The sequence below is a fragment of the Sphingobium sp. FW305-3-2-15-F-TSA7 genome, assembly GCF_058787155.1.
Map to the genome: position 1 here is coordinate 37,189 of NZ_JBYSZM010000014.1, position 20,894 is coordinate 58,082.

Annotated in this window: 7 protein-coding genes; all 7 read left to right on the top strand. The window is 66.8% G+C overall.

Annotation, left to right across the window (positions count from 1 at the left end; all coding sequences use genetic code 11):
• The first annotated feature begins 265 nt into the window (after positions 1-265).
• The 7 genes from AC3WN8_RS13000 to AC3WN8_RS13030 all read left to right on the top strand — a co-directional run bounded on the left by AC3WN8_RS13000 (position 266) and on the right by AC3WN8_RS13030 (position 20,885).
• Positions 266-1,912 (top strand): ShlB/FhaC/HecB family hemolysin secretion/activation protein, encoded by a 1,647-nt coding sequence (locus AC3WN8_RS13000; RefSeq protein ID WP_492669854.1) that lies wholly within the window; start codon positions 266-268, stop codon positions 1,910-1,912.
• 3 nt (positions 1,913-1,915) lie between these two features.
• Positions 1,916-3,658, top strand: coding sequence for a DUF2341 domain-containing protein (locus AC3WN8_RS13005; protein WP_492669855.1), 1,743 nt, complete (start codon positions 1,916-1,918; stop codon positions 3,656-3,658).
• 12 nt (positions 3,659-3,670) lie between these two features.
• Positions 3,671-4,090, top strand: coding sequence for an ExbD/TolR family protein (locus AC3WN8_RS13010; RefSeq protein ID WP_492669856.1), 420 nt, complete (start codon positions 3,671-3,673; stop codon positions 4,088-4,090).
• Between the two features lie 15 nt (positions 4,091-4,105).
• Positions 4,106-4,819, top strand: a complete 714-nt coding sequence (locus AC3WN8_RS13015) for a TonB-dependent receptor (RefSeq protein WP_492669857.1) — start codon at positions 4,106-4,108, stop codon at positions 4,817-4,819.
• A gap of 52 nt (positions 4,820-4,871) precedes the next feature.
• A complete protein-coding gene (locus AC3WN8_RS13020) occupies positions 4,872-6,620 on the top strand; it encodes a putative porin (protein WP_492669858.1) in 1,749 nt (582 codons plus the stop codon).
• Between the two features lie 155 nt (positions 6,621-6,775).
• Positions 6,776-7,201, top strand: a complete 426-nt coding sequence (locus tag AC3WN8_RS13025; protein ID WP_492669859.1) for a hypothetical protein — start codon at positions 6,776-6,778, stop codon at positions 7,199-7,201.
• Positions 7,202-7,310: 109 nt separating this feature from the next.
• Positions 7,311-20,885, top strand: coding sequence for a filamentous hemagglutinin family protein (locus tag AC3WN8_RS13030; RefSeq protein ID WP_492669860.1), 13,575 nt, complete (start codon positions 7,311-7,313; stop codon positions 20,883-20,885).
• The last annotated feature ends 9 nt before the right edge of the window (positions 20,886-20,894 follow it).

The window sequence follows — 20,894 nt, forward strand, 5'->3', positions numbered from 1 at the left end:
TTTCAATCCGAATCACGCAGCATGTAAGATGATCATATATCGCGATCATGTGTAACACAACTTACATAGTATCATGACGAAGTTGGACGAAACACGCACTGTCCTGATTTGTGCTTGAGGATCATTGAGATCGAGTCCTAAGAGCCCGGCGTCAATTGGGCGCTGCGTTGCAGCATCGAATCATCAAGCGCCCACTCGCGACGACATTGATCGTTCGCCGTCCGGCCTTCGTGCTGCGGCGGCGCATACGGCAGGGGGTATGGGTTTGAGGTTCGAACGAGATCACCGGCGCATTTCGCGCAGCCTGGCCATGCTCGGACTGGTGTCGGGTGTGACGGGGACGTCCGCTTTCGCGCAGGCCGTTCCGCCGCCCGTCGACGGCGCGGCGGACGCGGTCGATCGTTCCGCCGGGCCCGGCCCGGTCCAGGCACCCGCGACCTTCGACATCCGCGCCTTTCAGGTGAAGGGGAACACCGTCCTGAAGCCTGAGGTCGTGGAGCGCGCGGTCTATCCGCATATGGGGCCGGGACGCACCGAAGCCGATGTCGAAAGTGCGCGGGCGTCCCTGCAAAAGGCGTTCGAGGACGCCGGTTATGTCGCCGTCTCCGTGTTCGTCCCCGAGCAGTCGGTCGATGGCGGCATCCTGCAACTGGAGGTCCAGCAGCAGGCGGTCGGGCAGCTTCTGGTCGAGGGTGCGCGCAATCCCGATGCGATACGCGCGCTGGCGCCGTCGGTCGCGCCGGGACAGGCGCCGAACCTGCCGGCCTTTCAGCGCGACGTCATGGCCCTGAACCAGAAGCCGAGCCGGCGGGTGACGCCCGAACTGCGCGCGGGGACCGCGCCGGCCACGCTCGATGTGGTGCTGAAGGTGGAGGAGACGTCGCCATTCCACGCCTCGGCCGAACTCAACAATTTCAGTTCGTCGGCGACCACCGACCTGCGTGCTTCGGCGACCCTCCGCTATGACGATATGTGGGGGCGCGGCGACAGCCTGTCGCTTTCGGCGCAGACCGCACCCCGCCGCACCGGCGATGGCACCGTCTTTTCCGGCAATTATCTGATGCGCCTCGGCACCGGCAGCCAGTTCCTGCTCTATGGCGTCCATTCGAATAGCGACATCGCCGTGGTCGGTGGCACCAGCGTCGTCGGCAAGGGCAATATGGTCGGCGCCCGGCTCATCCAGTCGCTCGGCAGCGGTGAGGGTTTCTACCATTCGCTGACGCTGGGTTTCGACTGGAAGGACTTCAAGGAAGACGTATTGCTCGGCGCCGACCGGGCGTCGGCACCGATCGAATATTTCCCCGTCACCGCGTCGTGGCGTGGCGACTGGTCGGGCGAGCGCGGCCAGACCAGCATCACCGCTTCGGGCGTGTTCGGGCTGAGGGGCCTCGGCAATGGCTGGCAGCAATTCGACGCCAAACGCTACAATGCCCGTCCGAGCTTCATCGTGCTCAAGCTCGATGCCGAGACCACGCAGGACACCGCGCAGGACATCCAGGTCAATGCGCGCCTGACGGCGCAATGGTCGCCCGATCCGCTCATCTCGAACGAGGGCTTCAGCCTTGGCGGCATGTCGAGCGTGCGCGGCTATTATGAATCCGAGGCGCTGGGCGATTACGGCTTCGCCTATCAGACCGAGATCCGCACGCCCGACCTTTCGGCGCTGCTCGGCAAGGGTGTGCTCGGCGAACTGCGCCTGCATGCCTTCGCCGATTCCGGCTTCACCGGCATCCATGATCCGCTCTCGGGCCAGAAGCGCGAACATTTCATGGCGAGCGCCGGCCTTGGCGGCCGGGTCAAGCTCTTCAAGCATTTCACCGGCGTGCTCGACCTGGGCACGCCGCTGATTTCCGGACCGGAATCTCGGTCCGGAGACATCTTCGCCCGTTTTCGCATCCAGGGGGAATTTTAGGTCATGACTGTATCTGCACGCTTCAAGAAGGGCGTGGCCGGGCTCCTGCTGGCCGCGACCGCCGTCTCCGTCTCCACACCCGCCTTCGCCTGGTGGGAGGCGGACTATGCCTATCGCACCAAGATCAATCTCAACCTGGCGGCGGCGGGCGTTACGGGTGAAATCGCGCGGGCGCCGGTGCTGGTGCGGCTCCACGCTGGCAATTTCAACTTCACCGATGTGAAGGCCGACGGATCGGACCTGCGTTTCGTCGCGGGCGACGATCGCACGCCGCTCAAATTCCACATCGAGAAATGGAGCCCGCAGGAACAGCAGGCGCTGATCTGGGTCGATGTCCAGGGGCTCCAGCCCGGACAGGCATCGGCGATCTATGCCTATTACGGCAACAAGGCCGCGCAGGCCGGCCAGGACGTCGCCGCCACTTTCGGTCCCGATTATCGCCTCGTCTATCATTTCGACGCCGCAGGCGCGCCCAGGGACGCCACATCCAACGGCGCCAACGCCGTCGGCGGCGAAGGCCGCAATGCCGGCGGCCTGATCGGCAACAGCCTGGTCCTTGACGGCGCCGCGCCGGTGACTTTGCCCGTATCGGCTTTCGGTTCGGGGCCGCTGTCGATCAGCTTCTGGGTGAAGCCGGGCGCCGACGGCACGCTGTTCACCTTGCCCGGCGCGGTCAGCCTGGTCAGCGAAGGCGGCAAATTGTTCATCGGCCAGGGCAATGCCCGCTCCGCCGGTGCACCGCTGGCGCAGGGAAGCTGGGTGCATGTCGCGCTGGTCAATGACGGCGGGAAGACCCGGCTCTACATTGGCGGCCAGCCCGCCGGCGAAGTGACGGGCGCGCTCGGCGCGCCATCGGGGCCGGCATTGCTCGGCCAGGGCTTTGCGGGCGAGGTCGACGAATTCCGCGTCGCGGGGAGCGCGCTTCCGCAGGCGGCGTTCCAGCTTGCCGCCGCCTCGGAAGGGCAGGGCGCGAGGCTGGCGATGGCCGACACCGGCGAGCAGGTCGAGACCGGCAGCGGGCATGGTTATATCGGCATATTGTTCGGCGCTCTGACGATCGATGCCTGGATCGTGATCGCGATCCTCGCGGTGATGTTCGCGCTCGCGCTCTGGACGATGCTCGCCAAGCATCTGCTCTTCTCGCGGATCGAAACCGCCAATGACGCTTTTCTCGACAGCTATCGCCAGCAGGCGCGGCGCTCGGGCGATCATGACGGGCTGCCGGCCTTCGATCCTGGGCCCGATGCCGCGGAATCCTCGCTCGGCCATCTCTACCAGATCGGACGGCGCGAGCTTGGCGATCGGTTGAAGGAAGGCCGCGCCACCGGCAGCCGCTTCGCGATCCGTGCCCAGTCGATCGCGGCGATCCGCTCCGCGCTCGACGCCGCCCAGGTGCTCGAAGCGCAAAGGCTGCAGGAACGCATGGGACTCCTGACCAACTCGATTTCGGGCGGCCCGTTCATCGGCCTGGCCGGTACCGTGCTCGGCGTCATGATCACCTTCGCCAGCGTGGCGGCGGCGGGTGAGGTCAATATCAACGCGATCGCGCCGGGCATTGCCGCCGCGCTGCTCGCGACGGTCGCCGGCCTCATCGTCGCGATCCCGGCGATGTTCGGCTACAACAGCCTGCTCACCCGCTCGAAGAAGATCACCGCCAGGAACCAGATCTTCGCCGACGAGCTGGAGAAGCGCATCGCCGAGACATGGCAGGATGCCCCGGCCCCCACGCTGCAAGCAGCCGAATAGGGGGACGCGACCATGGCGATCCAGATCGGCGAGGAAGACAAGCCGTATAACGAGATCAACGTCACGCCGATGATCGACGTGATGCTGGTGCTCCTCATCATCTTCATCCTGCTGACCACCGCGGCGGTTCAGGGCATCAAGGTCGATCTTCCATCCGCCTCGTCGGCCAAGACGCTCGATCAGCCCAAATCCCGGGTGATCGCGGTCACCAATGACGGCACGGTCTCGATCGACGCGGTGCCGGTGTCGCTGGCCGAGCTCGAGGCGGAACTGCGCTCCAGCGTGGCGTCCACCCCCGAACTCGCGGTCATCCTCAGAGGCGACCGGGCGGTGCAGTATGACAAGATCATGCAGGTGCTCGACCTGTGTTCGAAAGTCGGCGTTCCCAGCCTCGGCATGGCTTCCACCCGCCCGCCCGGCGGCGGCAACTAGGCCGGGGGAACGATCATGGCAGCAAGCCTGACCGCCGATCCCGGCATGATGGGTCGCCCCGACGGCCCGCGCCGCCGCAAACCGTCGTCCGTCACCTTCGGCCGTGTGGCCGGGGTGGCGGGGATCGGGCTGGCATTGGTGCTGACCTATGCGTTTTTCACGCAGCAGACGATCAGCGAGCGGCCGAACGAATTGAGGACGACGAAGGTGATCCTGCCTCCGCCGCCTCCGCCACCGCCGCCGCCCGAACCCAAGCCCCAGGAGAAGCCGCCCGAACCGACGCCCGCGCCGCCGATCGACCAGCCGGTGGATACGCCGCCGCCACCGACGCCGCAGGCCGAACCGACCCCGGGCAATGACGCGCTGACCGCCCGGGAAGGTGCCGGTCCCAGCAATTACGGCCTGGCCGCGGGCGACGGCTCGGGCACCCGGATCGGCGGGCGGCCCGGCGGCGGTGACGCGTTCGCGGCCTATGCCAATGTCGCGCTCGCCGGCATCCGCCGCGCCGCGCAGTCCGACCGCGATCTTTCGCGCGGCCGCTACACCGTGCGGCTTGCCGTCAGCGTCGGTCCGGATGGACGCATCACCGATGTCCGCGTGCTGGATGGCGGCGACGAACGCCGCAATGCGCGCCTCCGTCAGGTGCTGACCGGCTTGCAACTCGCTCAGCGTCCGCCCGCCGGCCTGCCGGTCATGCGGATCGAACTCAACGCCCGCTCGGGAGCCTGACGTCATGTCCGACCGGCTCACCGGCACTTCAACGCCCAGGGGAAAGACCAGAATGTCCCAGATATCCGTCCGCAATCGCGTCAGGCCCATGCTCATGGCCTGTGCCGCGACCATGATCTTCATGACCTCGCCGGCCTTTGGCCAGGCGGTCGACCCCAACAAGCTTCTCGAGATCATGGTCAGCAAGGGATTGGTCAGCCGCGCCGAGGCCGACCAGATGATCGCCGAGGCACGCACGTCTCCGGCGCCAGTATCCGTGGCCGTGCCGCTGCCCGTGGGCGGCGTATCGGCCGACGGGGTGCAGACCGTGCCCTATATCCCGCAGGTCGTGCGCGATCAGATCAAGGCGGAACTGCGCACCGAGCTTGCCGGCCAGGCACAGGCCGAAGGCTGGGCAAAGCCAGGCGAGACTCCCGAATGGACCCGCCGCATCACGCTTTACGGCGATGTCCGGGTGCGCGGGGAAGGCCGATATTATGACGCCCCGGTCTATAACAATGCGGGCCTGCAGATCGGCGGCAATTACACCGACTTCGTCGACTGGGGCCGGATCAATCACGGCGACGGGTTCCAGGCGAACCAGGGCGCGCCGGGCTATGCCAATCCCCCCTATCTGAACACGAGCGAGGATCGCCGCCGCTTTCGGCTTCGCGCACGCCTGGGCGTCAAGGTGAAGATCGACGACTGGATTTCGGCCGATGTGCGCGTGGCGACCGGCGCCGACGAGTCGCCGGTCTCGACCAATCAGACGATGGGCGCGGGCGGCACCGGCAAATACCAGCTCTGGCTCGACCGCGCCTCGATCCGGCTGATGCCGCTCGCCGGCCTCAATATCGATCTGGGCCGGTTCTCCAGCCCGTTCTGGACTTCGGACCTCCTCTTCGACAACGACATGAACTTCGACGGCGTGGCGATTTCGGGGTCGGGCGCGGTATCCGATCAGCTCCGTCTGTTCGCGACGGCGGGCGCGTTCCCGGTGTTCAACACCAGCCTCAGCTTCGGTTCGCGCGACGCCGGTGCGTTCGGATCGACCGACAAATATCTGTTCGCGGCACAGGCCGGCTTCGAACTCGGTCTCTCGAAGACGCTGCGCGCGCGACTGGCCGGCGGCTATTTCCGTTACGACGGTGTCGAGGGCCGCTTCTCTTCGCCCTGCCGCTGGATCCAGGATGTCTGCGACACGGATCTCACCCGCCCGTCATTCCAGCAGTTCGGCAACACGATGCTCGCACTCAGGAACATCACGCCCGATCCCAGCGTGGCGCCGGGTGCCAGCCCCGAAGTCCAGTATTTCGGCCTGGCCTCGAAATTCGAGATGCTCAATGTCCGCGGCCAGCTCGAATATGACGTGAACGACCGTATCGGTGTCCGTCTCGAGGGCGACTATGTCCGGAATCTCGGATTCGACCGCGCCACGATCGCGCCGCTCGCGCTCAACAATTTCGCGCCTGTGATCGGCAAGACCGGGGGGCATTATGACGGCGGCAATACCGGCTGGCAGACTCGCCTGACCTTCGGCAAGCTGGCTCTGGGGCTTGCCCAGGGCGACTGGTCCGCCGATCGTGGCGACTGGAGCGTCCATCTCGGCTATCGCCATCTTGAATCGGACGCGGTGATCGACGGTTTCGCCGATTCCGACTTCGGTCTCGGCGGCACCAACGTCAAAGGCTGGTTCGCCGGCGCCAATTATGCGGTCGCCCGCAACAGCTATCTGGGCGTGCGCTGGCTGTCTTCCGATCCGGTTTCCGGGCCGCAGCTCTCGGTCGATCGCCTGTTCGTCGACCTGATGACCAAATTCTGAGGTCGACGACTGTGGCGCCTCGCTTTTGCCGGCTGTCCTTGCTCGGCGCAGGATCGCGCGGGCGCCACGTCGCGCGCGCCGCCTCATTGCGCATTTTCCGGCCCACCCCTGCCGGAACCGGCCCGTCCGGTCGACTCCCTGCCGGACGGGCCACCTTGTCATCATCGGTTGGCGGGCGGTCCGCGATCCTTGCCGCGATCGCCATGGTCGCGCTTGGCGGCACGGCGCTGGCGCAGACGGCGCCGCCCCCAGCCGAACCCGAAGCGGCGGATATCGTCCGGATCGGGGGGCGGCCGTCGGCTTCGGGGCCGTGCGTCACGGTCGATATCGCCGGCCACCGTGCCGGCCATCTCGAATGCTCGACGCTGCAGCTCCAGGACGCTGCCCGCGCTGCGCAGGCCGAGGCGCGGGCAGGTATCGATGCGCCGGTCGCCGGCGCCGGATCGCCCGATGTCCGGATCGGCGTCGCCAACGAAACCGCCACGCGCTTGCGCATGGGCGATGCTTTTGGCCGCTCGGTCCATTCGCAACGCCCAGGTCCTCCGGCGCCGATGCCTCGCGCGGGCGTGCCGCGGCCATGACCGATCGCCATCGTCCGGTGCGCCTCGCAGCTAGGCGTCACGCCACCAAACAACAGCCCGAATATGATGCGGCCAGGCATTTGGCCGCCAATCCATTGGAGTTCGCCCGATGACCGTCACCACCCATATGCTGCGCAACCGCCTTTTGCTTGGTGTGTCGCTTGCCACACTCACGCTCGCCGGCGCCGTCCATGCGCAGAATTTCGGGGCGCGTCGCACGGTCGATCCCGCGGTTGCCGCCGCGCAGGCGGCGCAGAATGCCGCTGCGCGCAATGCCTCCGCAGAAGGAACCGCCCAGCGCACCCGCGCGGCGTTCGAACAGGCATCGCGCCTGCGCGCGCAGATGGATGATGCGCAAAAGGCCGCTCGTCAGGCCGCGCTGCTTGCCCAGTCGAATATCCCCAACGGCCTGGGGCAGGGCGGGCTTCAGCCCTCTCCCGACATCCAGATCGATCCGAGCCTGTGGATCGGTGCGAAGGGCCCCACCCAGTCGCAGGGCGCGAACGGCCGCACCAACGTCACCGTCGACCAGACCCAGGACAAGGCGATCCTCACCTGGGACACGTTCAACGTCGGCCGCGAAACCGACCTGCTGTTCAATCATCACGGCAACAGCCACTGGATCACGCTGAACCGCGTCGTCGATCCCGGCGCCGATCCCTCGCGCATCCTCGGATCGATCAAGGCGGACGGCTCGGTCTATCTGATCAATCGCAACGGCATCGTCTTTGGCGGCGCATCGCAGGTCAATGTCCGCAATCTGATCGTGGCCAGCGCCAACATGACCAACGAGCAGTTCCGCGATTTCGGCATCCATCTGCGCCAGGTGGAAAACCCCAATTGGTGGGAGCCGCCGATCCAGCTGCCCAGCTTCGCCGGGGCCCAGGGCAAGGTGAAGGTGGAGGCGGGCGCACAGATCGCCACGTCCAATCCCACGACCGTCGTCGAATCGGGCGGTTTCGTGATGTTGCTGGGCACCGAGGTCGAGAATGCCGGCACGATCCGGACCGATCGCGGGCAGACCGTGCTGGCGGCGGGTGACGATTTCCTGATCCGCCCCGGCTACGGCACCGACGTCAACCAGGCGTCGACGACGCGCGGCAATGAAATCGCGGTGACGGTCGGGGCGAACAGCGGCAGCGGTCTGGCGGTCAATAGCGGGCTGATCGAGGCGCGTCAGGGCGATATCACGATCGCGGGTGAGCATGTGGTTCAGCGCGGCGTCGCCATCGCCACGACCAGCGTCCACACGCGCGGTACCATCCACCTGCTGACCAATGTCGGCAATGACAAGGGCAATACCAGCGTCACGCTGGCGAAGGACAGCCTGACGCTGATCCTGCCCGAACTGGACAGCAAGGAGACCGCGACCAACGCCCAGCGCGACGCGCTGATCAACCCGCCCGCCCGCTCTCGCCCGTCGCTGCTCAACAACCAGGCCGCCGGCAATCTTGCCTTTCTGCAGCCGGATCGGCTCGATCTGTCGCGCGTCGAGATCATGACCGGCGGTACTGCACTGTTCGAGGGCGGATCGTACACCATGGCCCAGGGCGGCCAGATCGCGGTGACTGCGCGCAAGCGGACCTTCGTGAGTGACGGCGCCGTGCTCGACGTGTCGGGCGTGCGCGGTGTCGCCATGACGATGGATTCCAACAATCTGAAGATCAATCTCCAGCCCTATGAGATGCGCGATTCCGGCCAGAACCGCGAAGTCGAGCAGCTCAAGCACAACGACGTCTGGATCGACGTGCGCGATCTCGTGCTGCTGCCCTCGGGCACCGGCGGGCATGACGGCGACCGCTATTATACGCCGGGCGGCCTGATCGAAGTGAGCGGCCATCTTGGCAACGCATCGCACAGGATCGGCGAATGGGCCGCCAATGCGGGCTCGATCACCTTCACCAGCGGCAGCGGGGTGACGACCGTGACGCCGCCCGATGTCGGGCAGCTCGTGATCCAGAAGGGTGCGATCCTCGATATCTCGGGCGGCTCGCTCGACTATGCCGCCGGCCTGATCCGCTCCACGCTGTTCATGGGATCGGACGGCAAGCTCTATGCGTCGGGCCAGGCACCTGCCGATGTGAAGCTGGTATCGGTCGGCGCGTCGCAGATGCGCAAGCATGAGCGCTGGGGCGAGGCCTATACCGAGCTCTACAGCACGCCGTTCAGCCGCACGCACAGCACGCGCTGGGAAGCGGGCTATACCGTCGGCCGCGACGCGGGCACGCTGACACTCTCGGTGCCGACGCTGCTGATGGAAGGGACGGTGCTCGCCGATGTCATTGTCGGCGATCGCCAGACCAATGCCCGTCCGGACCTGCCGATCGCGATCGACGATTACGGCAATTTCACCGGCACGCTGGCCCCGCGCATCGATGGCTATAAATTGCCGCAGAATGTGGCGCCGCTCGCCGGCGGCCTCTATGTCGGCAACCAGCTCCATGTCCCGCCCGTCCCTGGTTCGGGGTCAGCGCAGGCCTTCAAATCCGATGTGACCTTGAGCGGCGGGACTGACGTCACGTCCGGTATGACGGTCGACAGCGTGCTGGCGCCGGAGATGGCGGGCAATGTCCAGCTTTCGCTGGGCGCTATCAACAAGGCCGGACTCGGCATGTTCCGGGTCAGTGGCGAAAGTGTGCGGGTGGAATCCGATCTTGCCGTCGGCGCTGGCGGCAGTGTCCTGCTGCGCGCCGTCGACATCGACGTGCAGGGGGACATCACCGCGCGCAGCGGCCGGATCATGCTCGAAGCCATTCCCGTGGTCTGCGCCAGCAATTGCGACGGGATCGTCACCAGCATCGATCTCGCCGACGGCGCGATGCTCGATACGCGCGGACTCTGGGTCAATCTGAAGTCGGGCGGCGATCGCCGCGACCTTGCCCATCTCGATGGCGGCGACGTATTGTTGCAGAGCCGGCAGGGATCGTTGCGGCTGGGCAAGAACAGTCTTGTCGACGCTTCTGCCGGCGGCGCCCTTCTGGAGGACGGGAGCTTCGTCGGCGCCGCCGGCGGCGATGTCGCGCTGTCCACCGGCATGCTGCCGCGTGACAGCATGAACGAACTGGTGCTGGGCGGCACCATCCGCGCCTTCGGTTCGGGCCGCAACACGGGCGGTACGCTCACTCTCACAACCGGCAGCCGGTCGATCACGATCGGCCAGGCCTTGCTGGGCGGTGGCGACACGCTTTCCGCCGGTGAGGCGCTGCCGTTCGAGACGCAGCTGAAAGAGGCGATCACCCTGTCGGTCGGCACCAGGATGGCGTTCGACTATCTGGCGCTGACGACCCGGCTGTTCGGCGGGGACAGGATCACCGCACCCGCCACGGTCGACTTCACCGGTTCGACCACGGCGATCGACTGGACCGTGCCGAACGGGATCTATGTCTATGACGAGGCTTTCAACAGCTTCGCGCCCGGCTCCGTCGTGCCCCCCGGCACCAAGCTCGGCTATGGATCGACCACCTTCCAGCCCGGCATATTGCCCGCCGGCCTCGCCGCCGTCTTTCCCGATGGCCTGAGGCTGACCACGCCCCTCGCGGAGCGGATTCCCGCCGGCACGGTTCTGGAGAAGGGCATCGTGATACCGGTCGGCACCACGGTGCAGAAGGGATGGCGATTCCCCGTCGATGCGAAGGTGGCCGAACCGCTGCATCTCGCGACCGACATCTTCCAGCAGGGCTTCGGTGCCTATCATGTGAGGGCGGGCGGAGACCTGCTCGTGCGTGGCGATGCGCCGATCGAGGTGAATGCCCCCGTACGGCGGATCACCAGCGACAGCTTCACCGTCGCGTCGGGCGCGGCGCCCGACGATGCGATGGAATTATGGTTGCCGCCGCTGTTCCAGGAGGATGCGGCGAACGGACGCTTCATCCAGCGCAAGGGCGCCAGCCTGAAGCTGACCGCCATAGGCGTGGGCGATACCAACGCGCCCAGCCCCTATGGCGGTACGAACCGCGATGCGCGGGTCTTCGGCAGCTTCCATCTTGGCGCCGACACGACCCTGCGCGTCGACGATGGCCAGTCGATCTCGGTGGTCGCCGCCGATCGTATGCTGATCGAAGGCCGCATCGAAGCGCGCGGCGGATCGGTCGACTTGGCGGCCGGCCCGGCCGAGAACATGAATCGCTTCGAAACAAGCGCGGGCCCCATCCTCTACGATTCCACCCGCGCGATCTGGCTGGAAACGGGCAGCGTCATCGACGTGTCGGGCCGGGCGATCTCGGCCGTCGATCGTCGCGGCCTGCGCTATGCCCAGGTGTCGGAAGGCGGCGACATTCATGTCGGCGGCCAGGTGCTGATGCCGCGCGGCCTGACCGTGCCGCGCGAACTGACTTCGGCCTATGTGGTCGTGCGCCCCGGCGCGGTGCTCGATGCTTCGGGCGCCAGCGCCGAAGTCGATTATCTGGCGTCGAACCTGCCCGAACAGCGCAAGAGCCTGCTCGTCGCGACCGATGGCGGCCGTGTCGCTTTCGATTCGCAATATGGCGTCTTCCTCGACGGGGACATCCGTGCGCATGCGGGCGGCGCAGGCGCGCTGGGCGGCGAATTGTCGGTCTCGCTCACCACCCCCATCCTCTACGATTTCGGCGCCACTGGCACGCCCAGCCGCGCGGTGCCCGACTATATGCGCCGTCTGCGCAGCGTCATCATCGACCAGACCTATGACGCCGGCCTGCCGGGCGCATTGCGGTTCGGCGATTGCATCACCGGATGCTGGTCTCCGGGCCAGACCGTCGAGCAATCGACGGCCAGCAATGCGGGCAGGGCCGATCTCGTCGGCCAGGCGCGCGTCGGCGCCGATCGGGCCAAGGCCGGCGGTTTCGACAGCCTGACCCTGAAGAGCGACGATGTCGTCCTCTTCAACGGCGACGTCGCGCTCGATCTGGGGCGCAACCTGACGCTCAGCGGCACCATCGGCAATTTCGACACCGACGGCCATGTGAAGCTGAGCGCCGCCTATGTGAATTTCGCCGGCGGCGGAACCATGTGGGGCAACGACATCACCTATCAGAATTCGGGCGCGATCGCGCTGTTCCAGCGGCCGACGGTCGGCGAGGGCAGCATCACCATCACCGGCGGGCTGGTCGATATGGCGGGCATCCGGTTCGGCGTGAACGGATCGATCGGCCTCTCCGGCGGCAGGCAGCTCGAATATGAATATGCCGCGCCCAAGGACATCAACGTCATCAGCCGGAGCGACATCCGCCTGACCGGCGGCGAGATCCGCACGATGAGCAACATCGCCTTCACCGCGGCGCAGATCTATCCCGTGACCGGCGCGCAGGCGAGCATCCTGGCGGGCATTTACGGCTATCGCTTTCCCGGTGAGACCAGCGTCTACACGACCATGATGTCGGGGGGCACCGTCAGCTTCCATCGTCTGCCGGGCGACGTACCGGCGGCACCGCCGCTCTCGCTCTATGGCCGGCTGGTCGTCGGCGCGGACATCATCAACCAGGATGGCGTGTTGCGCGCGCCGCTCGGCCAGATCACGCTGGGCGTCGGCGGCAGCGGCTATTTTCCCGGCCCTGAAATGGCCGAGCCCGGCCGGAACTATTGGACGAATGTGGACAATCTCACCACCAGCGAAGTCAATCTGCTGCCCGGCAGCCTGACGTCGGTCAGCGCGAAGGGGCTTTTCATTCCCTATGGCGGCACGACCGATGGGCTGAGCTGGACCCGGAACGGTACCAAGGTGGAGACGACGGTCTCATCGCAGGGCGTGACGGTCGTCGGCTCGCTAAAGGCGGACAAGGGCGCGGTGCTCGACCTGTCGGGCGGCGGGACGCCGACCGGCGCCGGCTTCATCCCCGGCCGCGGCGGCTCGGTCGACATATTGCAGACCGCGCTCGCCAATGTGAATCCGGGCTATCAGGGTCTGAGCCATCCCGACAACACGGTCTATGCGATCGTGCCCGCCTATCGGGATTCGGCCGCGCCCGCGGCGATCGACGGTCACGATCAGCCCGATTTCGGCCGGCAGATCATCATCCCCGACGGTGTCGAGGGGCTGAAGGCCGGCACCTATATGCTGCTGCCGGCGGAATATGCGCTGCTGGACGGAGCCTATCGCGTCGAGATGGGCAAGGTGACGAAACCGGGCGCCGGCGCCGTCACGCGCCTGCCTGACGGCTCGATCGCGCTGGGCGTGCATACCAGCGTCGCGCATATGGACGCACCTTCCGCCACGCCGGTCGATATCATCCTGACGCCGGCCAAGGTGGTGCGCACCCACTCGCAATATAACGAGACGAGCTTCGAGGATTTCCTGATCAAGCGGCCGGCCTCGTCGCTGTTCGGACAGCCGGTGCCGTTGCTGCCGCGCGACGGCAAGGAATTCGTGCTGGCGCTTTCGACGCCGAAGGCGAATGCGACCCGGCCGGTTTTCTCGTTCGCCGGAACCGGGCTGTTCGCGCCGGCGGAGAACGGGCTGGGCGGTTCGCTGGCCGTGGTACCGGGAAACTGGGGCAGCGGCAGCAGCTACACGCTGGAGATCCTGGCCGATGGCGCGACGGGCACACCGGGTAATGCCTGGCTGCGCGCGTCGGACCTGAATGCGGTGGGCGCCAGCATGATGGTGCTCGGCGGACGCGTCGGGCGCAGCATCGGCTTCGGCAGCCCGTCGATCAACATCACGGCGGGCGGCGGCGGACTGCTCAGCTATGGCAGTTTCGGCGAGATCGCGGTGCGTGATGGCGCCGTCCTGTCGGCACCGCAGATTCTGCTGGTCTCGGACGGCAACACCGACATCCGGGTCGAAGCGGGGGCCACGATCACCTCGCTCGGCAAGGGCAAGCCCGCCTTCGATTCGACGATGGGCTATGTCATCACCAACACCAACGCCAATGTGCTCGCGGTTTCCAACGGCCTGCTCGAACTGCCGGCCCCCCAGGTCACCGGCGCCACCGGCCTGATCGTCGTCGAGAACGGCGCTTCGCTCTATTCCGACGGCACCCTGGCCTTTGCCAGCGGCGGACCCGTCAGCCTTGGCGAAAAGGCGAATTACGGCGCGCGCTATCTGGGTTTCTCGACCGGCTATGTGAACATCGGCACGACGGACTCGCTGGAACAGGCGGCGGGGGCGGACATCCTGCCCGACGGTATCGTGCTCACCCAGGCCGTGCTCGATCGGCTGATGCTCGGCGACCCGGCGAAGCGCGCGCCGGCGCTCGAGCGGCTGATCCTCTCGGCCAGCCAGTCGATCAATTTCTATGGCAGTGTCGATCTCGACACGCGCAATCCCGCGACGGGCGCATCGTCGCTGCAGCTCGTGCTCAACACGCCCGCGCTTTACGGTCATGGCGGCGATGGCGACAGCGCCACGATCAGCGCCAGGACCCTGGTGTGGAACGGGATGCTGGGCGCGCGCGGCGGCCAATGGGAGAAGGAACCGATCGCCGGCCTTCCCGGCGGGGTGATCGCCAATGGTCCGGGCACGGGCAAGGGCAGTCTCAACTTCGTCGCGGACCGCATCGTGCTCGGCTATCAGGACGGGCTGCTGGTGCCGGCCGAACTGGCGCTCGACCGGCTCGCGCTGGGTTTCTCGACGGTCAATCTCACCGCGTCCGAACGGATCGAGAGCAACCATCGCGCCACCATTTCGGTCTGGCAGTCGCAGGCCGAATATGGAAAGCCCGGCACGGGCGGCAACCTCAACCTGACGACGCCGCTGCTGACCGGCACGGCCGGATCGAACGTCACCTATGTCGCCGGCGGCGACATCCGCCTGACCGCGCCCGCGGACTATACCCGTCCCGCCAAGCGGGTCGATGCCGCGCTGGGCGCCGAGATCCATATGACGGGCGCGACGATCCTCGCCGATACCAATGTGGCGCTGCCCAGCGGCCGGCTCGTGCTGACCGCGATCGGCGACCTGACATTGGGCGACAAGGCGACGATCGACGTGGCCGGCAAGGCGACCGACTTTTTCGAGGAGACGCGCTATAGCTGGGGCGGCGATGTCGAGCTGGAAAGCCGGAACGGCAATATCCGCCTGACCGCCGGCGCCGGCATCGATCTGTCCGCCGACTATAATCATGCCGGCGTGCTCAAGGTGACCGCGCTGGGCGGCACGGTGGCGCTCGACGGCAAGATCGACGGCCATGTCCGCAATGGCGATCATAAGGTGGATCCCAGCCTGCGTGCGGGCAGCATCGATGTCCGCGCCGGCGTGCTCGCCGATTTCACCGGGCTCAACACCCGGCTGACCGAAGGCGGCGTCACCGAGCGGCGCAACTTCATCGTCAAGACCGGCGATCTGGTGATCGGCGACGAAGTGAAGGCCCGGCATGTCAGCATCGCGGCCGATGGCGGTGATCTGACCGTTCGCGGGCGTATCGATGCCAGCGGCGCGAAGCCCGGCAGCATTCGCCTGTCGGCGCGCGACGACCTGACGCTCGCGGCAACCGCCATACTCGATGCGCACGGCACCGCGCTGCAGGTCGACAGCTATGGCGCGCCGATCGAAGCGTCCAATCGCGCGACGGTGGAACTGACCTCGGCGGGCGGCACGCTCGCGCTGGAGGCCGGGGCGACGATCGACGTCAGCTCGCCCGACAAGGTCGATCGCGGCCGCATCGAGCTCAACGCCGCGCGCGTGGGCGCCAACGACGTCGCCATCCAGGCCGCCGGCACGCTCACCATCCGCGGCGCCCAGAGCCTCTCGGTCAATGCGTTCCGCACCTATCACCCGGCGAACGGCGTCATTAATCAGGCGCTGCTCGATGCCGTGCATCTGGACAGCGACGCCTTTATCGATGCCGCGCTCGGCAACGGCGCGCTCATCGGCCGGATGGCGGGGCTCAGCGCCTATCGCGATGCCTTCCATTTCCGGCCGGGCGTCGAACTGGCGAGCGCGCCGGGCGGCAGCCTACGCGTCTCGGGGGACCTCAATCTTGCCGGCTATCGCTATGCCAGCCTCAATCCGAACACACCGCGCGCGGCCAATTACGCCGATCCGGCGGGCGGCGGCTATGGTTCCGGCGAGGCCGGCGTGCTGCTGATCCGCGCGGCCGACGATCTCGACATCCACGGTTCGATCACCGACGGTTTCGGCATGCCGGCGCGGACGCCGGACGATAATGGCTGGGTGCTCTATCCGGGCGGACAGGGCGTCACCACCGGCTGGCTGCAGGATTACAAGCTGCCGATGCCGGTGAAGCTGGCCGCCGGGGCGAAGCTGCCGGTGCATGCGACGCTCGGCTACGACATTCCGGTCGACGGTTTCGAAGTACAGGGCAATTTCGTGCTGGGCGCCGAAACGCGGCTGGCGCAAAGCTATGTGCTGGCGCAGGACTGGACGGCGACCGCCGATATCCGCCTGCCCGGCGGCGGGCTGATCGCGCGCGGCACGATCATGAAGACGGGCATGGAGCTTCCGGCGGACACCGTGCTCGGTGCGGGAACGGTGCTGCCGATGGCCGTCGAATTGCAGCCGATGACCTGGCCGAAGGGCGTGACGCTTCCGGCGACGCTCACCCTGTCGGCTTCGGCGCAATTGCAGGCCGGCGACATCATCCCGCGCGACAGCGTGATCGAGCTCGACGGCCTGTTCGGGCTGGTGCGCGAACCGACGGTGCTGACCTCGCCCTATGTTCTGCAGGGCGATCCGACGGCATCGGGCGTCACCACCTTTGCCGGCGGTGCCGCGTCGACGGTCATGCTCGATTTCGACGTCGTCGTCCGCGAAGGATCGCAGGTGCGTGGCGGTGTCGAGATTCCGTTCGGCTTCGCCAGCAGCGACTGGGACTATCTCTTTGCGACCGGTTGGACGGCCAAGGCGCCGATCTGGGCGAGCCAGGCCGATTTCCTCGCCGGCGCGGCGCCGCTCTACGCGGCGGGCGACGTGGTGACGCAGTATATCGAACCGCGTGCCTATTTCGGCGCGGGAACGATCCTGCCCAACGAGATCGGCATCGCGCCGACGCGTATTCCGGCCGGGTCGGCCTTCAGCGCGTTCCTCAACGACGTCTCGCTGAACGCCAACGTCACCCTGCCGCCGGGCACGACCATTCCGGCCGGCGTCAACATGCAGCCGGTGGGCGGCGTGAAGGAACCGACGCGCCCGACACAGGCGGACGGCACCCAGGGACGCATCTGGGCGGTGGCGCCGATGCTCAAAGCGGGATCGCAATCCTGGTCGATGCGCCTCGTCGCCGGCGCCGATATCGGGTCGTCCGACGGCCGGGCGCTGCGCGCCGCCAGTGAGCTGGCCGCGAACGGGCAAACGGGCAATCTCACCCTGTCCGACCGGCATTATCTGAACCCGCAGGCATCGGTCGCCGACGGCTTCAACGGCAACTGGCTGAACGGCATGAAGACCGTCCAGCAGTTCAGCGTCGTGCGCACCGGCATCGGCTCGCTCGACCTGCTGGCCGGCGGATCCTACGAGCAAATGTCGCTGTTCGGCGTCTATACCGCAGGCACGCCGACGCCCGAACTCGGCGGCACAACACCCGACGGCTATAATGTCTACAACCAGCCGCGCGCGCCGCTGGCCGGTTCGGACGGGCTGGCCAATCCCTGGATCGGCGCCGGGTTCGACGGCTATGCCGACAGCATCCGCGACTATCAGGCCTGGTATCCCGATCATGGCGGCGATCTGCTGTTGTCGGTGCAGGGCAATCTCACCGGCTATCAGACCGGGCGGGATTCGGGCTATCTGCGCCCGGGCAGCGGCACCGTCACCAACTGGCTGTGGCGGCAGGGTGCCTATGGCATATCGGAAGGCAGCGCACCGGCGCTGCAACAGGATATCCCGACGGCCTGGTGGGTGAATTTCGGCGGTTACGTGCCGAACAATCCGTCGGTCGCCGATAACGGCTTCGTCGGGTTCAACGCGCCGATACTGGTCGGCTTCATGGGCATCGGCACGCTGGGCGGCGGCAACCTGACCGTATCGGCCGGCGGCGACGCGGGCATGCAGCAGGATTGGTCTGCACGCCCCGGCGAGATCTACAGCGACAGGCTGCGGTCCAAGATGGCGAGCCAGGCGCTCAATTTCGCGGTGGCGAGCACGGGACGGGTGACCGAGGTGACGCGCACTTCCGGCTTCGTCACAGGGGGCAAGGTCGTGCAGACCGGCGGCGGCAACATCGAGATCCGCATCGGCGGCGCGCTCAACCCGATGGCGCCCACCATCATGGACGATACCGATCTGGGGGGATCGATCGCCAATCTGCGCGGCGACACCGATCTGCTGGCGCGCGCCGTCGGCCGGGGCACGGCATCGATACTTCGCAACGACAATTTCGATCCGCGCCTGAGCACCGATATCGGCATCATCGAGAGCAGCCGTTATGGCGGCATCACCCTGGTGCCGGGCGATGGCGAGGTCCGCCTCAACACGCGCGGCCAGCTCAACCTGGCCGGCGTCGGCGATCCGGGCGCGATCACCGAGCTTCCTGAAGCGGGCGTCTCCTTCGGCGCGATCCAGGCCGGCGGCACGCGGCGGGCCTGGTATTGGGCGGAGGACAATCTCTATGGCGGCGTGCCGGGCAAGCCGACCGACGATTGGGCGCTCGATCCGAGCTACAATGTCTGCGAGATGGAACCCGGCCAGTGCGTCATCGTCGAGACGCGGATTCCGAGCGGCTATCAGCGCGCGCCCGGCAACATGCTGCGGACGTCGTTCACGCTGTGGCAGGACGATACCGCCATCCACCTGTTCTCGGCGGGCGGCGGCATCTCTCCGGTGGCGATGGCGAACGGCAACGGCGCCAGGCGCGACAATCGCTACTGGTATCCGCCGATCCTGACGGCGACGGCGCCGAGCGGGAATATCCAGTGGGTGCCGGCGGACTGCGGCAATGACTGCCGCGACGGCATCGCCGCGCTCGAACTCTCGCCGTCGCCCAAGGGGCAGGTGGAGTTCCTGGCGGGCGGCTCGATCATCAGCGGCGGGCGGGTCATGTATGACGGCGTCGGGGATTTCCCGGCGACGATGCCGATCGGGCTTTCGGGCATGTCCAACAGCCCGGAATTGCTGCCCAACCCCTTCCGCCCGGTCTGGACGACGCAGGTGCAGGGCACGCCCTCGGCAGCCGAGGGCGGGGTTCCACTGAACGGAAATATCGGCGACGCCCGGGTCGGCAGCAACATGGCCTTCCAGAAGGATTCCGCTCTGGGCCGCCTGCTCGAGGGGCAGAAACCACCGGCGCTGTTCTATGCGGCGGGCGGCGACATATTGCGCTTCGCCTTCGGCATGATGGCGTGGCAGGGGCAGACGCCGATCTATATGAGCTCGGGATCGGCCGATATCCGCGCTTCGCGCGATATCATCCATCTGGGCACCGTTCCCGCATTGGGCTGCGGCGCCACCGGGCCGGTCGATTGCCGCGGCACCACCCAGATCTTCGGCGGGCCGTTCCTGACCGCAGGCCTGGTCGTCCATAACGATCCGCGCGACATCACGCTGATCTCGGCCGGGCGCGACATCGTCTATGCCAATATGACCGTCGCGGGGCCGGGTAATCTGATCGTCGAGGCCGGACGCAACGTCTATCAGGCCGATCAGGGGCGCCTCACCAGCGTCGGGCCGCTGTTCAACCTGACGCCGGCCACGCGGAACGGCGGCGCCGGTATCTCGGTGCTCACCGGCGTCGGCGCGGGCGGGCCGAACTATGATGCGTTCACCCGCCTGTATCTCGATCCTGCCAATCGCGCCGATCCGGCCTATCCGCTGGTGCACGAAGTGAATGAGGGCAAGGTCGCCAAGACCTATGAGGCGGAGCTGATCGAATGGCTGGCCGAGCGCTATGACTTCAAAGCCGAAAATCCGGAAGCCGCGCTCGATTATTTCAACGAGCTCAAGCCCGTCGAACGCGGCATCTTCGTCCGCCTGGCCTATTATGACGAGCTGAAGGCCGGCGGCCGCGAATATAACGATGCCGATGGGCCGCGCTTCGGCAGCTATCTGCGCGGCCGCAACGCCATCGCCACGCTGTTCCCGGAAAAGGACGCGAACGGCAAGGCGATCTCCTATGCCGGCGACCTCACCATGTTCGGCGGATCGGGCGTGCGCACGCTGTTCGGCGGCAATATCGAGCTGATGGTGGCCGGCGGCCAGACGTTGGTCGGTGTCGGCGGCATCGCGCCGCCGTCCACGGCCGGCGTGCTCAGCATGGGTTCGGGTGATATCGACATCTATTCGCTCGGATCGGTGCTGCTGGGGCAAAGCCGCGTCTTCACGACCTTTGGCGGCGATCTGTTCATGTGGTCGGCACAGGGCGACATCAACGCCGGTCGCGGTTCGAAGAGCACCGCGGTCTATCAGCCGCCGCGCCGGGTGTATGACGCATATGGCAATGTCACCTTGTCGCCGCCGACGCAGAACACCGGCGCCGGCATCGCGACGCTCAATCCGATCCCGGAGATTCCACCCGGCGACGTCGATCTGATCGCGCCGCTCGGCACGATCGATGCGGGCGAAGCGGGCATCCGCGTGTCGGGCAACGTCAATCTGGCGGCGCTGCAGGTGCTCAATGCCGCCAATATCGAAGTGCAGGGCGAAGCCGTCGGCATTCCGCAGGCGATCGTCGTGGACACCGGCGCGCTGACCGCGGCTTCGTCGGCGGCGAGCGCTGTCGCGAACCAGGCGGCGGCGCTGGCCGAGCGCAGCCGGCCGCAGATACGCAACGAGCTTCCGACGATCCTCAACGTCCGTTTCCTCGGCTTTGGCGAGTGACGATCCGCG

What these genes read in the sequence shown, in the direction of transcription:
- AC3WN8_RS13005 (WP_492669855.1), top strand. Translation starts at nt 1,916, where the DNA reads ATGACTGTATCTGCACGCTTCAAGAAGGGCGTGGCCGGGCTCCTGCTG.
- AC3WN8_RS13010 (WP_492669856.1), top strand. Translation starts at nt 3,671, where the DNA reads ATGGCGATCCAGATCGGCGAGGAAGACAAGCCGTATAACGAGATCAAC.
- AC3WN8_RS13015 (WP_492669857.1), top strand. Translation starts at nt 4,106, where the DNA reads ATGGCAGCAAGCCTGACCGCCGATCCCGGCATGATGGGTCGCCCCGAC.
- AC3WN8_RS13020 (WP_492669858.1), top strand. Translation starts at nt 4,872, where the DNA reads ATGTCCCAGATATCCGTCCGCAATCGCGTCAGGCCCATGCTCATGGCC.
- AC3WN8_RS13030 (WP_492669860.1), top strand. Translation starts at nt 7,311, where the DNA reads ATGACCGTCACCACCCATATGCTGCGCAACCGCCTTTTGCTTGGTGTG.